Genomic DNA, 21,606 nt, shown 5'->3' with positions numbered 1-21,606 from the left:
TCCCGCTATTATTCAAAAACATTACACTTCCATGATATACTTATACTGATAGAATTCGTATTGAGGTGACGAAATGAGAGTCAAATGCATGATTTGTGATAAAAAAGATATGTTAGATGATGAAAATCCTATGGCAAAAAAACTGCGTAATCGCCCTATTCATACATATATGTGCATGGAATGTTCGGAACGAATTGCAGAACGTACGATGGAACGTCATGCAAGTGGTAATTTTCGATTATATCGTGATAAAAAAGTCGAAGACGATTGGTAAAATGTAAATAAGTCCTTAATCATATAGATAAGGACTTATTTATATTTTTCAGGTTCACGATTCATTTGATCCAAAAAACAATCAATAGCTTCTAATGGAAACCTTGCAGATTTTCTTTCTCCATTCATTTCATATGTAATCAAATACATTTCTTCATTCTTTTTAACTTCCACATTCTTTAATTTATGTTCCTCATATATCATATTCTGAAATAACAAATACGTTTCTTTTGCAGCACGATCATCTGGACGTGCTTCGGCAACTGTTTTAATTGTTAACCAATTATATAATGCATCTTGTACTGAGCGCATAAAACTCCCCCCCTCACCCTGCTTTTTGTTGTCTTGCTTGACGTAAACGCAACCTATAAATCCCAAGTACAATTGCCGCTACAACAAGCCCCTCTCCAACAGGTAAAAAAACTGCAAAGAAAGTTAAAACTGTACACCCAATCGCTAACGATATATATATCACTATATTTTTTATTATTGATAGTTTTCTTGCAAAACCTAAATTATACACAAGTGCACTTAATATAACAATGATGCCATACAGCAACCACATCCCTAGTTCTGGATTTTCATCAACTTTACATAATTTCGCAAAAAACGACATTCTTTCTAACATCATTCATCCCCCTTTCTCACAAAAACAAATTTTATTTATGTACTTAATACAAGAGTAACCCGCAAAAAAAATACTGTCCACAAAAAAGAGTAAATATTCCAAAAATATATACAATAAAAAAAACAGCTACCCTTCAAAGGCAGCTGTTCTATTATTTTACGCTTCTACAGATTTCTTCTTCTTAGCAGCTCTTTCGCGCTCGCTCTTATCAAGAATCTTTTTACGTAGACGAATTGATTCTGGAGTTACTTCACAGAACTCATCATCGTTTAAGTACTCTAATGACTCTTCTAAAGTCATCAAGCGTGGTTTTTTCATTGTTGAAGTTTGATCTTTCGTCGCAGAACGAATGTTAGTTTGTTGTTTCATTTTTACAACGTTAACTGTTAAGTCATTCTCACGAGTGTGTTCTCCTACAATCATACCAGCATATACTTCTGTACCTGGTTCAACGAAGATTACACCACGGTCTTCAACTTGCATAATACCGTATTGTGATGCTTTTCCTGTTTCAAGTGAAACTAGAACACCTTGGCGACGTCCACCAACTTGTCCAGCGTGTACTGGTTGGTAGCAATCGAATGTATGGTTTAAAATACCGTAACCACGAGTTAATGTTAAGAATTCTGTTGTGTAACCAATTAAACCACGTGCTGGAACCATGAAAGTAAGGCGAACTTGACCGTTTCCGTTATTCACCATATCTAACATTTCACCTTTACGTGCACCCATAGATTCCATAATAGAACCAGTGTATTCTTCAGGTACATCAATTTGCACGCGCTCTACAGGCTCACATCTTACGCCATCAACTTCTTTAATAATTACTTCAGGCTTAGATACTTGTAGTTCATAACCTTCACGACGCATGTTTTCAATTAGGATAGATAAATGTAATTCTCCACGTCCAGATACGATCCACGCATCAGGAGAATCTGTATTATCTACACGTAAACTTACATCTGTTTCTAATTGTGAACGAAGACGCTCTTCAATTTTACGAGATGTAATAAATTTACCTTCACGACCTGCAAATGGGCTGTTATTTACAAGGAATGTCATTTGTAGTGTTGGCTCATCAATACGTAATAATGGTAAAGCCTCTTCATGCTCAACCGGACATACTGTTTCACCTACGTTAATGTCTTCCATACCTGAAACAGCTACTAAATCTCCAGCTTTTGCTTCTTCAATTTCTTGACGTTTTAATCCAATGTAACCAAATAATTTCGTTACACGGAATTGTTTTACAGTTCCATCAACTTTCATTAATGCAACTTGTTGTCCTACTTTCATTGTACCACGGAATACGCGACCAACCCCGATACGACCAACATAGTCATTGTAATCAAGAAGTGCTACTTGGAATTGAAGTGGCTCTTCGCTGTTATCAACTGGTGCTGGAATATGTTCAATAATTGTGTCAAACAATGATTTCATATTCTCTTCTTGATTTGCTGGATTTGAATCTAAGCTTGCTGTTCCGTTCATTGCTGATGCAAATACAACTGGGAACTCTAATTGATCTTCGTTTGCACCAAGTTCGATGAATAAGTCAACTACTTCATCAACTACTTCATCAGGGCGAGCGAAGTCACGGTCAATTTTGTTTACAACAACGATTGGAGTTAAGTTTTGCTCAAGAGCTTTCTTTAAAACAAATCGTGTTTGTGGCATACAACCTTCATATGCATCAACAACAAGTAGAACACCATCAACCATTTTCATAATACGTTCTACTTCTCCACCAAAGTCAGCGTGACCAGGTGTATCTAAAATGTTAATTCTTTTATCTTCATAGTGAATCGCAGTATTCTTCGCTAAAATTGTAATACCACGTTCTCTTTCTAGATCGTTTGAGTCCATTGCGCGTTCTTCAATATGTTCATTCGCACGGAACGTCCCCGCTTGACGTAATAACTGGTCAACAAGTGTTGTTTTACCATGGTCAACGTGGGCAATAATTGCTATATTTCGTAAATCTTGTCGTTTTTTCAACATGTCCAACTCCTAATGTCTTTTTAATCCTTCTCTATTATAAGAGCGAAGGGGATACAATGGCAATCAAAATAAAATCAAGAATGAAAATATAGTTGTATTCTTACTTTTGTGAAAGTAAAATGAGATTGGAGGGTGAAGAAATGGAACACATTCAATATCGCTTTTTATTAACTGCAATTATCGGTGTTATTTTCTTAATCGGTATTGGTATTATGGTTGCTGAAAATAGTCCCATCGGTATTATTATTTGCATTATCGGCACATTTGTTACAGTTGGATACGGTTTTGTAACAAAAAGAAAAATGCGTAAATCGCAATAACGTCAAAAAGTAAGAAGCGCTTATACAGCCTCTTACTTTTTTTGTTACTCCGCTATAAATCGTAACACCTCTTCGTACACTCCTGGTTTTGCAACTAATACACTGCTCTTCTCTACGATAGAAAGCGGGGCTCCAGAAAATGTTGTCACCTTGCCTCCAACTTCCTCTACAATTATCTGTCCCCCACCAAAATCCCATGGTGATAATCTCGGCGTTACATATGCATCTATTCTTCCTGTTGCAACGTATACCATCTCTAACGCTGCACAGCCATATGATCTCGTGCCTCTCGCTTTCTTAACCAGTGCCATCATACTTTCCTTATTAAGCAATGAATTGTCGGTAAGCCATATCGCATTTAAAGCTACAATACCTTGCTCTACAGTTCCTTTTTCCAATAAAGGTATTGGTACTTCATTACAAAATGCTCCAGCTCCCTTTACCGCATGGTATAATTCATCATGAACTGGATCATAAATAAGTCCAACCTTTCCGATACCGTTCTCATAAATTCCAATTGAAATTGCGAAATTTCTTTTTTGATGAACAAAGTTCATCGTGCCATCAATTGGATCAATTAACCAAACAACCCCATCAGAAGAACTTACCTCATCTCCATAACCTTCTTCTCCTAAAATATTATGGTTCGGGAATGTTTCTTTAATTTTCCCAATTAAAAACTGTTCTATTTCTCGGTCCATATTTGTTACTAAATCAGCTGCATTGGATTTCGTTTCTATAATAAGTGCTTTTTCCATTGATGCCATTAAAAACTCTCCTGCATCTCGAATCCACTGTTTGGCGTGTGCATCGATGTCTTTCCATACTTCTTGCATGTTTAAACACTCCGATCTATACTGTTCACAGAAAAAACGAACCCTTTATAAGGTTCGCACCAACTAATTTTTTATACATATACTATTATTACGCTTCTAAACGAATCATTTCAAGTCTTAACACTTCTAACTTTTGTACACACTCTTCTTTTTTCAGTTTATCATTTTCCATCATCGCATCATATAAAGTTGCTAATTCATAATCTAGCTCCAAACGTAGCACCGGTATTCTCTTTTCAGCATCTGTTCTCTTTAACGCATTAATCACCTGTCTCATATTATTTGCCTCCTCCCAATATTCGTCTGCCCTCGGACTAGAATTAATTCAATTTTCTGATTTTTTGTTTTATACTATACTATGTTGGATAAATCATCTATGCAACAAAATTATATTTTTTTATTTAAATTTTTTTGTGCTGTTTTTTTTATGAATAGTACAAGCTGTGCTAAAATAAAAGCAAAATAGGAGTTGGAGGAACAATCATGACACTACAAACATTCAAGTCAACTGATTTTGAGGTCTTTACAGTTGATGGTCTCGAAGAACGAATGAGTGCAATTAAAACGAACATTCATCCTAAGCTGGAAGCTTTAGGGGAACAGTTTGCAACGTATTTATCCAAACAAACTGATGAGAACTTTTTTTATCATGTAGCAAAACATGCACGTCGCAAAGTCAATCCACCAAACGATACTTGGGTTGCTTTTTCAACAAATAAACGCGGATATAAAATGCTGCCACATTTCCAAATTGGGTTATGGGGTACTCATGCCTTCATATACTTTGGTTTAATCTATGAGTGTCCACAAAAAGTGGAGACGGCTCACGCCTTCTTAGAACATTTAAATGATTTAAAAACAAATATTCCAAATGACTTCGTTTGGTCCATTGACCATACTAAACCAAGTGTAAAATTACATAAAACACTTGAAACAGAAGACTTACAAAAGATGATTGAACGTCTAGCTACTGTGAAAAAAGCAGAATTATTAGTTGGTATTCATATATCACCAGAGGAGTTTTCAGCAATGACCAACGAACAATTCCTTGCTAAGATTGAATCTACGATGCAATCACTCCTTCCTTTATATGCACTTTGTAATCGATAGTAGAAAACGGACAATTTATATTGTCCGTTTTTAGTTGTTATCACATTATATCACTTCAGTTTTTATTTTTCAAAATATTTTTTACATTTTCACAAGCTTTTGTTCTTCGACTTCTTTAGCCCTCTGAATCGCACGATATATAGAATACCCACTTATTTCTTGAAACTCTTTATCAATTTTCTTCTCTTCTGCTTTCGATGGAACAATCTCTTTAAAACGACGATATAATCCCATTAATTCTTCTCTTATAATTCCTTTTTCATATGCTTTCTCAATTGCTTCATAAAACTTCACAATTGCTACCATTTCCTCATTTGACCAATCATAATCTAGCGGATATTGATATTCCATTTTGCACCTCATTTATCATTTCTTCTTATTTCAATATGCTATCTTAAAGAAATTTTTTCTTCTTTACTATAGCCACTTTGCATTATACACTATTTATTCCTTATGATGGAATTGTCTTCCTCTATAAGTTAATTGGAAATAACTATTTAACATACTTACTGTAAAAATATTTTTTTCTATACATCTATAATTATTGGTGATATAATGCTTTTGTTTTATAGAAAATAAAGTGAACCTACCATCTCAAAAACGCTTTTGTGATTGGCAGAAAAACAAGTCTCATTCTAAAAAGCACTTAACTTTTTTAGAACAAGATTATATAAAACAAACTCTAATAAATATTATGAAAAAGAAGGGGTGTATAGATTGTCCCAATACGAAACACCATTGTTTACCGCTTTAGTTGAGCACAGTAAGCGAAATCCAATTCAATTCCATATTCCTGGTCATAAAAAAGGACAGGGCATGGATCCTACATTTCGCGAATTTATTGGGCATAATGCATTAGCAATTGATTTAATTAATATTGCGCCACTCGATGATTTACATCATCCAAAAGGTATGATTAAAGAAGCACAAGATTTAGCAGCAGCTGCATTTGGTGCAGATCATACTTTCTTTTCTATTCAAGGTACAAGTGGTGCAATAATGACAATGGTGATGAGCGTTTGCGGTCCTGGTGACAAAATCCTAGTGCCACGAAACGTGCATAAATCAGTAATGTCAGCTATTATTTTCTCAGGTGCAAAACCGATTTTCATGCATCCTGAAATCGATCCAAAACTGGGTATTTCACATGGAATTACAATTCAATCTGTCAAAAAGGCACTTGAAGAGCATTCAGATGCGAAAGGCTTACTTGTTATTAACCCAACATACTTTGGCTTTGCTGCAGACTTAGAACAAATTGTACAATTATCACATTCTTATGATATCCCTGTACTAGTTGATGAGGCTCATGGTGTTCATATTCATTTTCACGATGAATTGCCGATGTCAGCGATGCAAGCCGGTGCAGATATGGCAGCAACAAGTGTTCACAAATTAGGAGGATCTTTAACGCAAAGTTCTATTCTTAATGTGAAGGAAGGGCTTGTGAACGTAAAACATGTTCAATCTATTATTAGCATGCTTACGACTACATCAACTTCTTACATCTTGTTAGCATCCCTAGATGTTGCTAGAAAACGTCTTGCTACAGAAGGAACAGCACTCATAGAACAAACAATACAATTAGCAGAACAAGTTCGTGATGCTATAAATGATATTGAGCATCTTTACTGTCCTGGGAAAGAAATGTTAGGTACGGATGCTACTTTTAACTATGATCCTACAAAGATAATTGTATCTGTAAAAGATTTAGGTATTACAGGCCATCAGGCTGAAGTATGGCTTAGAGAGCAATATAACATTGAAGTAGAACTCTCAGATTTATACAACATACTATGTCTTGTCACTTTCGGAGATACAGAAAGTGAGACAAATACACTTATTGCAGCATTACAAGATTTAGCAGCAACATTTAGAAATCAAGCCGATAAAGGTGTTCAAATACAAGTAGAAATTCCAGAAATACCAGTGCTAGCACTTTCTCCTCGAGATGCTTTTTATTCGGAAACAGAAGTCATTCCATTTGAAAATGCAGCAGGTCGTATTATAGCTGATTTCGTTATGGTTTATCCGCCAGGGATTCCAATCTTTACTCCGGGGGAAATTATTACACAAGATAACTTAGAGTATATTCGTAAAAACTTAGAAGCAGGTTTACCTGTACAAGGTCCTGAAGATATGACATTACAAACTTTACGTGTGATTAAAGAGTACAAGCCTATCAGTTGATAGGCTTTTCTTTCACCCTTTTTCCCTTTTCTCATACGATATTAAGTAATGTAACGTATAGGTGGGGATACTATTATGATTGTAATAGGCCGTTCTATTGTACATCCTTATATCACAAATGAATATGAGCCATTTGCAGCTGAGAAACAACAAATTTTATCGATAATGGCAGGAAATCAAGAAATTTATTCCTTCCGAACATCTGATGAACTCAGCTTTGATCTAAATTTGCGCGTTAATATTATTACTTCTGCATTAGAACTTTTTCAAAGTGGATTTCAGTTTCGCACATTTCAACAATCCTTTTGCAACCCTCAGTATTGGAAAAGAACGTCACTTGGAGGGTTCGAGCTCCTTCCAAACATACCCCCTTCCATTGCCATACAAGATATTTTCAAAAACGGAAAACTATATGGAACTGAATGTGCCACCGCTATGATTATTATTTTTTACAAAGCTTTACTATCATTGTATGAGGAAGAAACTTTCAACCGTCTCTTTGCAAACCTTTTACTATATACGTGGGACTACGATCAAGATTTAAAGCTCATAACAAAAACGGGTGGCGATCTTGTTCCAGGTGACCTCGTTTATTTTAAAAATCCACAAGTGAATCCAGCTACAATCGAGTGGCAAGGAGAAAATACAATCTATCTAGGAAATTTCTTTTTTTACGGACATGGCGTAGGTGTGAAAACAAAAGAGGAAATTATATACTCACTAAATGAACGACGAGTCCCTTACGCTTTTATTTCAGCTTTCTTGACCGATACTATTACCCGTATTGATAGCCGTCTCATGAGCCACTACGCCTCTCCTAGCACTCCACAGACATCGATAGGATTTATTCCAATTAGAGATGATGCAATCGTTGCAACTGTTGGCAATACAACTACAATTTATTAAAAAAGCGCCTACATATGTAGGCGCTTTTTCTTATTTAAGCTTTTGTATGTTCTTTATGGTCACATTCGCAATGAGATCCACATTTCCCGTATAGTACTGTTGATTTTTCATCTTCAAAATGTCCGATTGTTCCTTCACATACTTGGCATACGATTGTTCCCATTTTTCATTTCCCCCTGAGTTTTAATAATAATCTACTTATCTATAATTAAGCTTTCGCCTTGTCTCTTTTAGCACATTCACAATTTGTACCACATTTCCCGTAAAGCACTGTCGTTTTTTCATCTTCAAAATGACCGATTGTTCCTTCACATACTTGGCATACGATTGTTCCCATTTTTCATTTCCCCCTAAGTTTATGGTCCTAAAAACTTTTAGTTGTCCATTTCCTATTAATTATTGGGCTTTTGTATGCTCTGTGTGATCACATCCGCAAGATCCACATTTCCCGTAAAGTACCGTTACTTTTTCATCCTCGAAGTGTGCAATTGTACCTTCACAATCTTGACATACGATCGTTCCCATTTTTCATTTCCCCCTAAGTTTATAATCCCAAAAACTTTTGTAACCGCTTAACTTTCTGTCTTTATTTTAATATGTTATACTTTTTACGTCAATAGGTTTTTAGTATAACACATTAAATATTTTTAATTTAAATTAGTATGCGATATTCAAACAAAAAAACAGCCATATTTATACATACGACTGTTTTACATTAACTATTCTTCATATTCCGCATGCAAAGAAGTAGATGGGACTAAAAATTTGAAAAACTGAGCTAACTCTGCCGCTTCCTCTTCTGACCCTAATTTAAAAATTTCCTGTATATGTTGAACATTCTCTACATCATCTCGTCCAAGTAAAGTAGACCTTCCTGTTTGCATGCAAACAATGAGTGGCTTTCCAAAAAACATATTTGTATAAATAACACCAAAATCATAACGAGTATCATGTGTCATAAACCCCAAAAATCGTACCTTCACACTTTCATGCTCATCATACAATTTTTCAAACATCGGTTTCCACCTTTCTACATCACCTTTCACTAGTATATTAAACAAAAAAAGGAATACTCCTTTTAATTGTCAAAAAATTCAGTAGGATGTAGAATGATAGTATTCTACTAAGTTAGGGGGAACTTATATGCAACATGCATTTATTACGCTTGTACCTAAATCCAATCAACACTCTGTTTCAATAGATGATATAAAACAACTTTTTCTTTACTATCAAACAGTTACTTCCAAAACTGGTGTTCAAATTAATTATGCTTATACAAATACCGCTTTTCCCTATGAAATTTTAGACACATCAGCAACAACATTAAAACTACAATCTACTCACGATCGATATGACTCCATTTATGTTGGTGTCGGTATAGAAAAGGAACAATCTTTTATTCAGATTTCTTTACCACCTAATGCAACATTTGGTGATAAAGGAAAAGCAAATGAATTTTGCCGTTTTCTAGCGAAGAAATTAGAAGGAGAATTACAATTATTTAATGGAAGAACAATGTATTTCTATAAACGTTAATTTAAGAAATAGAAAATATAATTAAAAATAGTATGCAATTTGAACACGTAAGGAATAAAGCCTGCTTTCTGGTATGCAATACAAAATATGCGATCACATATGCTAAATAAAGAAATACAAAAAATAGCATTACCTTGTAATGCAACTTATCACCATTTGACAATGATAATACAACGGAAAAACCACTCCATAATAAAAAATGATAAAATATAACATGTAATATTCTCATGGAACCTTCTCCTTTGACATGCTCTATTTTATTAATATATGGGATTAAGTTTGAATCAATTACATAATATAGGAAAGCATATATACTACTTTTGAATTAACATATGTTCTAACGGTTCATTTAAAGTATTATATATTCATTCGACAAGTACATATAAAGACCTTGCAAGCCATTTTATTAAAATAAAAATAACCCATCTCTTTCAATAAGAGATGGGTTATTTTCATTACTTAAATTATTTTACAATGTGAATTGGCATTCCAAGAGCAACTTCAGCTGCTTCCATTGTGATTTCACCTAATGTTGGGTGAGCGTGGATTGTTTGAGCGATATCTTCTGCTGTCATTCCAGCTTCGATAGCTAAACCAATCTCAGAGATAATATCAGAAGCGCCTGCACCTGCAACTTGAGCACCTACAAGAAGACCATCTTCTTTACGTGTTACAAGTTGTAGGAAACCGTCAGTGCTGTTTAATGATAACGCACGACCGTTTGCAGCGAATGGGAACTTAGATACAGCTACTGTCATTCCTGCTTCTTCAGCTTGTTTCTTAGTGTAACCAACAGATGCTAATTCTGGATCAGTGAAGCATACTGCAGGAATTCCGATGTAATCGATTGCTGATGCATGGCCACTAATTGCTTCAACAGCTACTTTACCTTCGTAAGAAGCTTTGTGAGCTAATGGTGGTCCAGGAACGATATCACCGATTGCATAGATGTTTGATACGTTTGTACGACATTGCTCATCGATTTCGATGATGCCGCGGTCAGTCATTTTAACTCCAACTTGCTCAAGACCGATTTCTTGAGTGTTTGGACGACGACCTACAGTTACTAATACGTAATCTGCTTCTACAGTTTGGATTTCACCTTTAACTTCAAAGCTAACTTTTACGCCAGTTTCTGTTTCTTCAACGCCTTTAGCCATAGCTTTTGTATGGATATTTACGTTACCTTTCTTTTGAAGAGCACGTTTAACAACAGAGCTCATAGCTTTTTCGAAACCAGCTAAGATTTCGTCGCCAGCTTCTACTACAGTAACTTCTGTACCGAAGTTAGCATATGCAGTTCCTAATTCCATACCGATGTAACCGCCGCCGATTACAACAAGTTTTTTAGGAATTTCAGGTAAGCTTAAAGCGCCTGTAGAGTTGATAACACGTTTAGAGTATTTGAATCCTGGAATTTCGATTGGTGTAGAACCAGTTGCAAGAACAGCATTTTTAAACGTATACGTTTGTGCTGCATCTTCAGTCATTACGCGTAATGTATTAGCATCTACGAAGTAAGCTTCACCGCGAATGATTTCAACTTTGTTACCTTTAAGAAGGCCTTCAACACCGCCAGTTAATTTCTTAACTACGCCGTTTTTCCATTCTTGAACTTTTGTAAAGTCAACTTTTACGTTCTCTGCAGTGATACCCATGTCATCAGAATGCATTGCATTCTCATAACGATGACCTGCATTGATTAACGCTTTTGAAGGAATACATCCAACGTTTAAGCATACGCCACCAAGGTTAGCTTTTTCGATAATTGCTACCTTTTGACCTAATTGTGCTGCACGAATTGCCGCAACGTATCCACCAGGACCTGCACCAACAACGACTGTATCTAATTCAATTGGGAAATCTCCTACTACCATTGTTATTACGCCTCCATTACTAATAATTGTGGGTCATTCAATAGACGTTTAATTTGGTTTAATGCTTTTTGAGCAGTTGCGCCGTCAATTAAACGATGGTCAAAGCTTAGAGATAATGCTAATACTGGAGCTGCAACGATTTCACCGTTTTTCACAACTGGCTTCTCAGCGATACGGCCGATACCAAGGATTGCTACTTCTGGGTGGTTGATAACTGGAGTGAACCATTGTCCACCTGCAGAACCAATGTTTGTAATTGTGCAAGAAGCACCTTTCATTTCAGCCGGAGCTAAACGACCATCACGTGCTTTACCAGCAAGATCATTGATCTCGTTAGAAATAGTGAAGATAGACTTGCGATCTGTATCTTTAACAACTGGTACTAATAGACCTTTGTCTGTATCAGCTGCGATACCGATGTTGAAGTAATGTTTATGAACTACTTCTTGAGAAGCATCATCTAAAGAAGTGTTTAACATTGGGTATTCACGTAATGCAGATGTTAAAGCTTTAACAACGTATGGAAGGTAAGTTAATTTAATACCTTTGTCAGCTGCAACAGCTTTGAACTTCTTACGGTGAGCAACAAGCTCAGTTACATCAATTTCATCCATTAATGTTACGTGAGGAGCTGTATGCTTAGAGTTAACCATTGCTTTTGCAATCGCTTTACGGATACCACTCATTTTCTCACGAGTTTCTGGATATTCACCAGCTGGGATTGGTTGTGCTTTTGGTGCTTCTTCTTTCGCTGCTGCTGGAGTAGCTTCTACTGCTGCTGGAGCCTCAGTTGCTGCTACTGCTTGTCCACCATTTGCAAATGCATCGATGTCAGCTTTTACGATACGGCCGTTCTTACCAGAACCAGCTACTTTATGAATGTCTACGCCGTTTTCACGAGCATATTTACGAACAGATGGCATAGCGATTACGCGCTCATTTACTACTTCTGCAGTTGCTGCTGGAGTAGCTTCCGCTGCTGGAGCTTCTACTGCTGCTTCTTCAGCTTTTGGAGCTGCATCATGATCGTCACCTTTAAATTTAAGGTTTTCGTATCCAGGAGCATCAAATTTAATTAATGTATCTCCTACAATTGCAACTGTTCCTTCTTCTACAAGTACTTCAAGTACTTTACCTTTAACAGGAGAAGGGATTTCTACTACTGCTTTATCATTTTGTACTTCAAGAAGTACATCGTCTTCGTTTACTTCATCGCCTGGTTTAATAAACCATTTTACGATTTCACCTTCGTGGATACCTTCACCGATATCTGGTAGTTTAAATTCAAATGCCACGGAATTCAGCCCCCTGATTCATTTCATTATTATGGAATATGTACAAAAGAAACCAGCATGTGCTGATTTCTTTTGCACATGAAAAGCTAAAAATTAGAAGTTCATTACTTTGTTAACAGCTTCAACAATATCTTTATGGTTTGGTAACCATACGCTCTCAGCTTGAGAGAATGGGAATACTGTATCAGCAGCTGCAACACGTACAACTGGAGCTTCTAAGTTTAAGATTGCACGGTCGTTAATTTCCGCTACAACGTTAGCTGCAATACCAGCTTGTTTTTGTGCTTCTTGAACTACAACTACGCGGCCTGTTTTTTCAACAGAAGCGATGATTGTTTCGATATCTAATGGTTGAACTGTACGTAAGTCAACTACCTCTAAAGAGATACCTTCTTTTTCAAGTTCTTCAGCAGCTTTTAATGCAGCATGAACCATAGCACCGTAAGCGATAACAGATACATCTGTACCTTCACGTTTGATATCAGCTTTACCTAAATCAATTGTGTAATCGCCTTCTGGTACATCTTGACGGAATGAACGGTACAATTTCATATGCTCTAAGTAGATAACTGGATCGTTGTCACGAATCGCAGAGATTAAAAGACCTTTTGCATCGTATGGAGTAGATGGAATAACAACTTTTAGACCAGGTTGTTGAGCCACTAATCCTTCTAAGCTATCAGCATGTAGTTCAGGAGTATGAACACCGCCACCGAATGGAGAACGAATTGTTACTGGAGCAGTCCAACGTCCACCAGAACGGTAACGCATACGAGCTAATTGACCAGAAACTGAATCCATTACTTCATAAATGAAACCGAAGAATTGGATTTCTGGAACTGGACGGAAGCCTTCTAATGCAAGTCCAACTGCAAGTCCACCAATACCAGACTCTGCAAGTGGAGTATCCATTACACGATCTTCACCGAATTCAGCTTGTAAACCTTCAGTAGCACGGAATACACCGCCGTTTACACCAACGTCTTCACCAAACACAAGTACGTTAGGGTCATTTTTCATTTCAACGCGTAAAGCATCAGTGATTGCTTGAATCATTGTCATTTGAGCCATGGCTTACTTCGACTCCTTTTCTTTGTAAATTTCATATTGTTCAGCTAAATTGTAAGGCATTTTTTCGTACATGATTTCCATTAAATCAGTAACTTTTTGTTTTGGAGCTTGGTCAGCCTTAGCAATTGCTTGTTTGATATCTTCTTTTGCTTCTTCGATTACTTTCTCTTCAACTTCTTGAGACCATAGGCCTTTGTTTTCTAAGAATGCACGGAAGCGTACGATTGGATCTTTTTGTTCCCATTCGTTCTCGATATCTTTTGTACGGTAACGAGTTGGGTCATCACCAGCCATTGTATGTGGACCGTAACGGAATGTTAAAGTCTCGATTAAAGTAGGGCCTTCGCCGTTTACTGCACGCTCACGAGCGAAAGCAGTTGCTGCGTATACAGCTAATGGGTCCATACCGTCTACTTGAATTCCGTAAATACCTGCTGCTACTGCTTTTTGCGCTACAGTTTTAGCTGCAGATTGCTTTTCTACTGGAGTAGAGATTGCATAACGGTTGTTTTGTACAACGAAGATTGCTGGAGCTTTGAATGCACCCGCAAAGTTCATACCTTCGTAGAAGTCACCTTGTGAAGCACCACCGTCACCAGTGTAAGTAATTGCAACAGATTTTTTACCACGTAGTTTCATACCTAACGCAACACCAGCAGTTTGGATGATTTGCGCACCGATGATGATTTGTGGAGCAAGTGCATTTACATTCTCAGGCATTTGGTTACCCATGAAATGTCCACGAGAGAATAAGAATGCTTGGTATAATGGTAAACCGTGCCATACTAATTGTGGCACATCACGATATCCTGGTAAGATGAAATCTTCTGCTTCAAGTGCGAAATGACTTGCTAATTGAGAAGCCTCTTGTCCAGCTGTTGGTGCGTAGAAACCTAAACGTCCTTGACGGTTTAAAGAAATAGAACGTTGATCTAGTACGCGAGTATACACCATACGGCGCATTAATTCTTTTAATTGATCATCAGATAATTCAGGCATAGCTGCTTCATTCACAACTTCGCCTTTTTCATTTAAAATTTGTAATGTTTCAAATTGAGCTGCGATAGCTTTCATTTGCTCATCAACATTAAATAGGGTCTTTTTTGTTTTAGTACCCATTCCGTTCACCTCTTCCTCTCTTGAACCATATTCTGAAACGCTTTCACTATCTATTAGCTAGACTGAAAACGCAACAATGTAAACCAACAAATTTATCTGTCGGTTGAGAATAATTTTGTGTACCTAACAATCTGTACTAATGTTTTTTCAGAAACATATTAATACAATCTTGATCACGTTTTTTAGTTTACAACTATTCTAATTACGATGTCAATTACTTTGAATACGTTTTTTTATAAATAATCTGCAGGTTTCTTCTACACAAACGTGTTTTTATTTTTCACATCTGTATTAGTAAGCATTGACCTACTGTTATATTATTCCCTTTTTAACTTGTTTTTTCTCTTAGAATAATATGTAAACGATTTAATTCTCTTTAGTTTTTCTCTCTTCTTAACAAAATTATACAAACTCTTCTTCCTTTTATAGGTAATTACCCATACATTTCTACTCTCCCCTCCATACATTATAGTAACCGCAGTATTAGCGGGAAATGATAAAGGAGGTCATCTCATGTACGGATACTCATATTGCTATCCAACTTGTTCATATCCTTCCTACGGTTATGGCGGTTCTTGTGGCGGATCTGGACGCGGCTTCGCCTTAATCGTTGTGTTGTTTATTCTTTTAATTATCGTTGGTGCTGCTTGCATTCGCTAATGTAAAATGAAACAACTATGGAAAGAAACAGACGGCTTTGCCGTCTTTTCTTTTTATTACATACATAAATATTCTATAGTAGAACGCTTTCCAAAGCGCTTACACTACTTGTCGATGACTTTTCCCCTCTCCTTTGGTAGACTAAAAAAGAAAGGAGAGATTACATATGCTTACAATGAAAGATGTAATTCGCGAAGGAGATCCTATTTTGCGAAACGTTGCAGAAGAGGTATCAATGCCGGCGAGCGAAGAAGATACAACTACCCTTAAAGAAATGATTGAATTCGTAATAAATAGCCAAGATCCTGAAATGGCTGAAAAATATAGTTTACGCCCTGGAATCGGATTAGCGGCTCCGCAAATCGGTATTTCAAAGAAAATGATAGCGGTTCATGTAACTGATACGGACGGTACGTTATATAGTCATGCATTATTCAATCCAAAAATCATTAGTCATTCTGTTGAACGTACATATTTACAAAGCGGGGAAGGCTGTCTCTCTGTAGACCGCGAAGTACCTGGTTATGTCCCCCGTTACACAAGAATTACAGTGAAAGCAACATCTATCAACGGTGAAGAAGTAAAATTACGTTTAAAAGGTTTACCAGCAATCGTATTTCAGCATGAAATTGACCATTTAAATGGTGTTATGTTCTATGACCACATTAATAAAGAAAATCCATTTGCTGCTCCTGACGATTCAAAACCTCTAGAGCGATAATAAAAAAGGCGGGAGTTAATCTTCCGCCTTTTTTATATGAAATGGGTTTCATATTCACTTATAGCAATCCCGCCCATTTTAATCCATGATATATGCCGTCTTCACTAACATCCTTTGTCACGTGATTTGCAAGTTTTTTCAAGTCTTCATGACCATTTCCCATCACAATACCTGTCCCAACCGCTTCAATCATTTCTAAATCATTTAAGCCATCTCCAAATGCATACACTTGTTCACGGTTAAATCCTAATTTCTCAATGAATTTTTCAATCCCTTTTGCCTTAGAACCACCATTTGGAATGATATCCATTGAATACGCATGCCAGCGAATGAAATGAAAGTCTGGGTACTGATTAATAAACTTTTCCTCCTCATTCACTTCACAGAAAAGAAGTGTTTGATAAATATTACGTTTCTCATAAAAATCAGGTTCATATGCCGGATGTTCAAAGTTTAAACTCCCAAAACCTTCTTTCACATAATCATGATATTCTACAGATGCTCTCATGTCTTGATGATCAAGATATACAAGTGGATATCCTTCTTGTTTTGCAAACTGAGTAAACTTATGCAAGGCAGCCGGATGTAACGGGTTATTAAATATTACCTCATCTTCAAATACAACGTACTGTCCATTAAAACTAACATAATTATGTATATTGAGTTCCTTACGAATATCTTCAAACATAAACGGCGCACGTCCAGTTGCAATTGCTACATGCACACCTTTTTCTTGTAACTGCTTTACTGCATCTCGTGTAGATTGCGGAATTTTTTTATCATGATCTAATAATGTTCCATCAATATCAAAAAAGACAATTTTATCATTCATTTGTCAAAATCCTTTCTGGTACTCTATATTCCTATTTTGATTATCGCTTTTCAAATGCTAAAAAAAAGTATAACATATTAAACATCTGTGAAGAAAGCGTTCACTTTCTGACCTTATTTATGAAACCTGCATATATATATTAGTAAAAAATGTGGATACTTGTTCGTATGAATTTTCTTCTCTATTCTTTCTCATACTATACCTATAACTAACGGCTACTAATCGTTACTATAGAATAACTTTCCCTGTATGCGAAAGGACAAGATTCAACATTCACTTTTGTCCTCTTTCTTTATCAGAGACGGAGTTTTCACTAGTAATATGCATGTTTAAAATAAGGAAAGGAAGGAGTAATCATGCTGAAGAAGCTGAAGAAAAAGCTCAAGCGTTATTTAAAAGATCTAGTCCGTAAAAAGACAATCGCTTAAATTGTGCCCATTTCGGGCTTTTTCTTCATTCTCATTCGAAAAAACATGAAAATCGTGACTGTTTGCTTTATAATAAGTAACAGATAATGCAAAACATAGACAAGGAGAGGTTTTCCAAATGATTTTTAAAGTATTTTATCAAGAAAAAACGACTGAGGTTCCAGTACGTGAAAATACAAAAGTTTTATATTTAGAGGCTACGTCTGAAAAGGATGTTCGTAAAAAATTAAATAAGTTCGCATATAATATCGAGTTCGTTCAATCTGTTACTGGTGCTCATCTTGAATATGAAAAACAAAACGCTGATTTAACATTAGCGGAAATCGTATAGTCATATGAAATTTCTAAAGAATGATCAGGCTGCCGTTTTCGCTTTAGGTGGACTTGGAGAAATCGGTAAAAATACATATGCTGTTCAATTTCAAGATGAAATTATTATTATTGATGCTGGAATTAAATTTCCAGAAGACGAACTCCTCGGAATCGATTATGTAATACCAGATTACACTTATTTTGTGCGAAACGAAGATAAAATTAAAGGATTATTCATTACACATGGTCACGAAGATCATATCGGTGGAATTCCTTACTTATTACGTCAAGTAAACATTCCGATTTATGGTGGGAAATTAGCAATTGCACTAATCAAAAACAAATTAGAAGAGCACGGATTACTTCGTAAAGCAAAACTTTATGAAATTCAAGAAGATGATGTTATTAAATTTAAAAAGACGTCTGTTTCCTTCTTCCGTACAACTCACAGTATTCCGGATTCATACGGAGTTGTTGTGAAAACACCTCAAGGACAAGTTGTTCATACTGGTGATTTCAAATTTGATTTTACACCAGTCGGTGAACCAGCGGACTTAACAAAAATGGCTGAAATCGGAAAAGACGGTGTACTTTGTCTCTTATCTGACAGTACAAACAGTGAAGTTCCAAACTTTACAATGTCTGAGCGCCGTGTTGGTGATAGTATTCAAGATATTTTCCGCAAAGTAGAAGGTCGTATTATCTTCGCAACCTTTGCATCAAATATCCATCGTCTACAACAAGTTGTTGAAGCAGCTGTTGAAAACAATCGTAAAGTTGCTGTGTTCGGTCGAAGTATGGAAGCAGCGATTGAAATCGGACAAAACCTTGGTTATATTCGCTGTCCAAAGGATACATTCATAGATACAGCTCAACTAAACCGCCTACCAGCGAATAAGGTTGTTATTTTATGTACAGGTAGTCAAGGTGAGCCAATGGCAGCACTTTCACGTATTGCTAATGGTACTCATCGTCAAATTCAAATCATTCCTGGCGACACAGTTGTTTTCTCTTCTTCACCAATCCCTGGTAATACAATTAGCGTAAGCCGTACAATTAACATGTTGTATCGTGCTGGTGCTGATGTAATCCACGGAAAACTGTCAAACATTCATACGAGTGGACATGGCGGACAAGAAGAACAAAAACTAATGCTTCGTCTAATTAAACCGAAGTATTTCATGCCAATTCATGGTGAATATCGTATGCAACGTATGCATATGAAATTAGCAAATGATTGTGGTATTCCAGAAGAAAACTGTTTCATCATGGATAATGGAGATGTTCTTGCCTTACGTTCTGATGAAGCAAGCGTAGCTGGTAAAATACCATCTGGCTCTGTCTATATTGACGGAAATGGTATTGGAGATATCGGTAATATCGTATTACGCGATCGTCGTATCCTTTCTGAAGAAGGACTTGTTATTGTAGTTGTAAGCATTGATATGAAAGAATTTAAAGTTGCAGCAGGACCTGATATTATCTCACGTGGTTTCGTTTATATGCGGGAAAGTAGTGATTTAATTAATGATGCTCAAACATTGATTACAACTCATTTAGAAAAAGTAATGGAACGCAAAACAACACAATGGTCTGAAATTAAAAATGAAATTACAGACACATTAGCACCATTCCTGTATGAGAAAACGAAACGTCGTCCAATGATTTTACCAATCATTATGGAGATATAAGAAAAAGGACAATACCGTGAAGGTATTGTCCTTTTCTCTTATCTTAAAAAGTGTTTAAAACGATCTACTTCATCGTCATGACCAATTACAATTAATATATCTCCCGCTTGAATATTTTCCGTAGCTCGAGGAGATACAATGACTTCTTTACCACGTTTAATCGCTACAATATTCAATCCAAACTTCGCACGAATATCTAATTCGATTAAAGAATGACCATCAATTTTTTTATTTGCTATAATCTCTACAATACTATGCTCATCTGAAAGCTCAAGATAGTCTAATACATTACTTGATGCAATATTATTAGCAATCCTTTTTCCCATATCACGCTCTGGGTGCACAATGTGATCTGCCCCTATTTTACTTAACACTTTTTCATGGTAATCATTTTGAGCTTTTACAGTAATATTTTTTACACCTAACTCTTTCAGAATTAATGTTGTTAAAATACTTGAATTTAAATTGTCTCCAATAGCAACGACTACATGATCAAAATTACGAATACCAAGACTTTTTAATACCATCTCATCTGTTGAATCTGCAATTACAGCATGTGAAGCTATATTTGCAAACTCATTAATTTTATCCTCATCTGAATCAATTGCCATTACTTCCATACCTAATTGAGCGAGTTCCCGGCAAATACTTCCACCAAAACGTCCAAGCCCAATGACAGCAAATTCTTTCTCTTTTTCACCCACAGGAATTCCTCCAATAACATCGAATACTATGTATTTTTATTGTAACATACTTTAGATTTGCTACAAAAATCTGTATATCATTCTTATTTTTGTTTTTGCATATAAAAATACTGTTGTAAATAAAATGCGATACTGAAAATTAACATACCAAATACAAATATATTTCCAAATGAACTAAATGTTTCAAAAACGAATAATAACGTTTCTTGTCCGAAGAAAGCAAATAATAGTTGTATAAATGCGAATAGCAATGCCAATATATAATGATGTTGATGGAATAAATAATGCGTTGCACCTAAAAAAGCGATAAACGAAATGATGAAAATCCACCAACTTTCTAAAAACAGTTGCCAATTAGTAAATTGATATCCATTTACTAATATCGCAATAATTCCTATAACCGCCATGGTTGGCACACTCCAGAATAGTGCTCGCCCTCTAAAATAGCGAGTTCCTTTAACATCACCTTTTTCATGTGCAATGTATGTTAGTACTACGGTACTTATATACAAAACCGAAAGAATTGTTAAAACGATAATGAGCCAAAAATGTAATTGATAATACTCATGTTCTATGTTTGTCACGATAGCCGCTAACATACACGGGATTAACATTCCAGTCCAGCCATCTACTTTTCTTTCATTCCAAAACACCGTGTTACCAATCCGTATTCCTAGCAACATAAAAATAATGATACCTAGTACAAATAATGTCGTTTTATTCCCTACCAAACTCGTTGAGAAAGCAATTAATCCAATAAATAAAAAGAGTACAAACCCATTCATAATTTCTAATACAGGTGATAAATATCTCTTCACCCATTTATATGTTTCGTCATATTCATGATTATCTACTAAACGGTAGGCATAAAAACTTATCCCAAAATAAACCGCCGCAATAATAACATACGCATATAAGACGAAACACAACATCGCACTGCTAATTTGCACGTAATTCCCCACCCTTTTTTCTATGTTTCACATTGATTTTACACACTTTTCACACGAAATGTAAACATATATAAGCTAGTTCACTAATCATCTTCTCAATAAGCGATAATGAATAATGAGCAGCGGCTCAAAACCACTGCTCATTA

28 protein-coding genes are annotated in these 21,606 nt (G+C 36.0%); 10 read left to right on the top strand and 18 right to left on the bottom strand.

What is annotated here, in order from left to right; all coding sequences use genetic code 11:
• Positions 1–73 precede the first annotated feature (73 nt).
• Positions 74–274: a YlaI family protein gene (locus tag QCI44_RS07870; RefSeq protein ID WP_001995040.1), complete on the top strand. Its 201-nt coding sequence runs from the start codon at positions 74–76 to the stop codon at positions 272–274.
• A 35-nt stretch (positions 275–309) separates the two neighbouring features.
• Here QCI44_RS07870 and QCI44_RS07865 read toward each other — a convergent pair whose 3' ends face one another.
• From QCI44_RS07865 to typA, 3 genes are all read right to left on the bottom strand, one after another.
• Positions 310–585, bottom strand: a complete 276-nt coding sequence (locus tag QCI44_RS07865; RefSeq protein WP_001258133.1) for a hypothetical protein — start codon at positions 583–585, stop codon at positions 310–312.
• A gap of 13 nt (positions 586–598) precedes the next feature.
• On the bottom strand, positions 599–901 hold the full coding sequence (locus tag QCI44_RS07860) for a YlaH-like family protein (protein ID WP_016135268.1): 303 nt from the start codon (positions 899–901) through the stop codon (positions 599–601).
• Positions 902–1,057: 156 nt separating this feature from the next.
• Positions 1,058–2,902, bottom strand: a complete 1,845-nt coding sequence (gene typA, locus QCI44_RS07855; protein WP_000914755.1) for a translational GTPase TypA — start codon at positions 2,900–2,902, stop codon at positions 1,058–1,060.
• A gap of 140 nt (positions 2,903–3,042) precedes the next feature.
• Between typA and QCI44_RS07850 the strand changes: the two genes are divergently transcribed.
• Positions 3,043–3,222, top strand: a complete 180-nt coding sequence (locus tag QCI44_RS07850) for a DUF5325 family protein (protein WP_000400129.1) — start codon at positions 3,043–3,045, stop codon at positions 3,220–3,222.
• A gap of 44 nt (positions 3,223–3,266) precedes the next feature.
• On the opposite strand, the gene QCI44_RS07845 is transcribed toward QCI44_RS07850, so the two are convergent.
• Together QCI44_RS07845 and QCI44_RS07840 are read right to left on the bottom strand one after the other, a co-directional pair.
• On the bottom strand, positions 3,267–4,058 hold the full coding sequence (locus tag QCI44_RS07845; RefSeq protein ID WP_016086526.1) for an inositol monophosphatase family protein: 792 nt from the start codon (positions 4,056–4,058) through the stop codon (positions 3,267–3,269).
• Between the two features lie 88 nt (positions 4,059–4,146).
• Entirely contained in the window at positions 4,147–4,335 is a 189-nt protein-coding gene (locus QCI44_RS07840) for a hypothetical protein (RefSeq protein ID WP_001250166.1), read from the bottom strand.
• Positions 4,336–4,541: 206 nt separating this feature from the next.
• On the opposite strand from QCI44_RS07840, the gene QCI44_RS07835 reads away from it, so the two are divergent.
• A complete protein-coding gene (locus QCI44_RS07835; protein ID WP_000175087.1) occupies positions 4,542–5,168 on the top strand; it encodes a YktB family protein in 627 nt (208 codons plus the stop codon).
• Positions 5,169–5,249: 81 nt separating this feature from the next.
• Here QCI44_RS07835 and QCI44_RS07830 read toward each other — a convergent pair whose 3' ends face one another.
• Complete coding sequence (locus QCI44_RS07830) at positions 5,250–5,519, bottom strand: UPF0223 family protein (protein WP_016086525.1); 270 nt, start codon at positions 5,517–5,519, stop codon at positions 5,250–5,252.
• 366 nt (positions 5,520–5,885) lie between these two features.
• Between QCI44_RS07830 and speA the strand changes: the two genes are divergently transcribed.
• Both speA and QCI44_RS07820 read left to right on the top strand, forming a co-directional pair.
• Positions 5,886–7,358 (top strand): arginine decarboxylase, encoded by a 1,473-nt coding sequence (gene speA / locus QCI44_RS07825; RefSeq protein ID WP_016086524.1) that lies wholly within the window; start codon positions 5,886–5,888, stop codon positions 7,356–7,358.
• Positions 7,359–7,433: 75 nt separating this feature from the next.
• On the top strand, positions 7,434–8,264 hold the full coding sequence (locus QCI44_RS07820) for a protein-glutamine gamma-glutamyltransferase (protein WP_016086523.1): 831 nt from the start codon (positions 7,434–7,436) through the stop codon (positions 8,262–8,264).
• 34 nt (positions 8,265–8,298) lie between these two features.
• Here QCI44_RS07820 and QCI44_RS07815 read toward each other — a convergent pair whose 3' ends face one another.
• The 4 genes from QCI44_RS07815 to QCI44_RS07800 all read right to left on the bottom strand — a co-directional run bounded on the left by QCI44_RS07815 (position 8,299) and on the right by QCI44_RS07800 (position 9,280).
• Positions 8,299–8,427 (bottom strand): GapA-binding peptide SR1P, encoded by a 129-nt coding sequence (locus tag QCI44_RS07815; RefSeq protein ID WP_000536796.1) that lies wholly within the window; start codon positions 8,425–8,427, stop codon positions 8,299–8,301.
• 45 nt (positions 8,428–8,472) lie between these two features.
• Positions 8,473–8,601, bottom strand: a complete 129-nt coding sequence (locus QCI44_RS07810; RefSeq protein ID WP_016086521.1) for a GapA-binding peptide SR1P — start codon at positions 8,599–8,601, stop codon at positions 8,473–8,475.
• Positions 8,602–8,660: 59 nt separating this feature from the next.
• Positions 8,661–8,789, bottom strand: a complete 129-nt coding sequence (locus QCI44_RS07805; protein WP_000536778.1) for a GapA-binding peptide SR1P — start codon at positions 8,787–8,789, stop codon at positions 8,661–8,663.
• Positions 8,790–8,983: 194 nt separating this feature from the next.
• Positions 8,984–9,280, bottom strand: coding sequence for a DUF3055 domain-containing protein (locus QCI44_RS07800; protein WP_033659890.1), 297 nt, complete (start codon positions 9,278–9,280; stop codon positions 8,984–8,986).
• A 127-nt stretch (positions 9,281–9,407) separates the two neighbouring features.
• Between QCI44_RS07800 and QCI44_RS07795 the strand changes: the two genes are divergently transcribed.
• Positions 9,408–9,800, top strand: a complete 393-nt coding sequence (locus tag QCI44_RS07795) for a DUF1885 family protein (RefSeq protein WP_016086519.1) — start codon at positions 9,408–9,410, stop codon at positions 9,798–9,800.
• 1 nt (position 9,801) lies between these two features.
• Here QCI44_RS07795 and QCI44_RS07790 read toward each other — a convergent pair whose 3' ends face one another.
• From QCI44_RS07790 to pdhA, 5 genes are all read right to left on the bottom strand, one after another.
• Positions 9,802–10,029 (bottom strand): hypothetical protein, encoded by a 228-nt coding sequence (locus QCI44_RS07790; protein ID WP_016086518.1) that lies wholly within the window; start codon positions 10,027–10,029, stop codon positions 9,802–9,804.
• A 235-nt stretch (positions 10,030–10,264) separates the two neighbouring features.
• Entirely contained in the window at positions 10,265–11,677 is a 1,413-nt protein-coding gene (gene lpdA, locus QCI44_RS07785; protein WP_000260106.1) for a dihydrolipoyl dehydrogenase, read from the bottom strand.
• 5 nt (positions 11,678–11,682) lie between these two features.
• Positions 11,683–12,972, bottom strand: a complete 1,290-nt coding sequence (gene pdhC, locus QCI44_RS07780) for a pyruvate dehydrogenase complex dihydrolipoyllysine-residue acetyltransferase (protein WP_016086517.1) — start codon at positions 12,970–12,972, stop codon at positions 11,683–11,685.
• Between the two features lie 93 nt (positions 12,973–13,065).
• A complete protein-coding gene (pdhB, locus tag QCI44_RS07775; protein WP_000068162.1) occupies positions 13,066–14,043 on the bottom strand; it encodes a pyruvate dehydrogenase complex E1 component subunit beta in 978 nt (325 codons plus the stop codon).
• 3 nt (positions 14,044–14,046) lie between these two features.
• Positions 14,047–15,162: a pyruvate dehydrogenase E1 component subunit alpha gene (gene pdhA / locus QCI44_RS07770; protein ID WP_000536893.1), complete on the bottom strand. Its 1,116-nt coding sequence runs from the start codon at positions 15,160–15,162 to the stop codon at positions 14,047–14,049.
• Positions 15,163–15,675: 513 nt separating this feature from the next.
• Between pdhA and QCI44_RS07765 the strand changes: the two genes are divergently transcribed.
• A complete protein-coding gene (locus tag QCI44_RS07765) occupies positions 15,676–15,822 on the top strand; it encodes a YjcZ family sporulation protein (RefSeq protein ID WP_000274562.1) in 147 nt (48 codons plus the stop codon).
• Between the two features lie 166 nt (positions 15,823–15,988).
• Positions 15,989–16,543, top strand: coding sequence for a peptide deformylase (gene def, locus QCI44_RS07760; RefSeq protein ID WP_016086516.1), 555 nt, complete (start codon positions 15,989–15,991; stop codon positions 16,541–16,543).
• Positions 16,544–16,601: 58 nt separating this feature from the next.
• Here def and QCI44_RS07755 read toward each other — a convergent pair whose 3' ends face one another.
• Positions 16,602–17,375, bottom strand: coding sequence for a Cof-type HAD-IIB family hydrolase (locus QCI44_RS07755; RefSeq protein WP_016086515.1), 774 nt, complete (start codon positions 17,373–17,375; stop codon positions 16,602–16,604).
• A 546-nt stretch (positions 17,376–17,921) separates the two neighbouring features.
• Here QCI44_RS07755 and QCI44_RS07750 point away from each other — a divergent pair.
• Together QCI44_RS07750 and rnjA are read left to right on the top strand one after the other, a co-directional pair.
• Complete coding sequence (locus QCI44_RS07750; RefSeq protein WP_016086514.1) at positions 17,922–18,134, top strand: DNA-dependent RNA polymerase subunit epsilon; 213 nt, start codon at positions 17,922–17,924, stop codon at positions 18,132–18,134.
• A gap of 4 nt (positions 18,135–18,138) precedes the next feature.
• Positions 18,139–19,806, top strand: coding sequence for a ribonuclease J1 (gene rnjA, locus QCI44_RS07745; protein ID WP_000670370.1), 1,668 nt, complete (start codon positions 18,139–18,141; stop codon positions 19,804–19,806).
• Between the two features lie 38 nt (positions 19,807–19,844).
• Here rnjA and QCI44_RS07740 read toward each other — a convergent pair whose 3' ends face one another.
• A complete protein-coding gene (locus QCI44_RS07740; protein WP_000504032.1) occupies positions 19,845–20,510 on the bottom strand; it encodes a potassium channel family protein in 666 nt (221 codons plus the stop codon).
• A gap of 83 nt (positions 20,511–20,593) precedes the next feature.
• Positions 20,594–21,460, bottom strand: coding sequence for a cytochrome d ubiquinol oxidase subunit II (locus tag QCI44_RS07735; protein WP_016086513.1), 867 nt, complete (start codon positions 21,458–21,460; stop codon positions 20,594–20,596).
• Positions 21,461–21,606 lie beyond the last annotated feature (146 nt).

The organism is Bacillus cereus group sp. RP37, from assembly GCF_040459695.1.
Classification (GTDB): domain Bacteria; phylum Bacillota; class Bacilli; order Bacillales; family Bacillaceae_G; genus Bacillus_A.
This window is presented reverse-complemented; position numbering and strand designations above follow the sequence as displayed.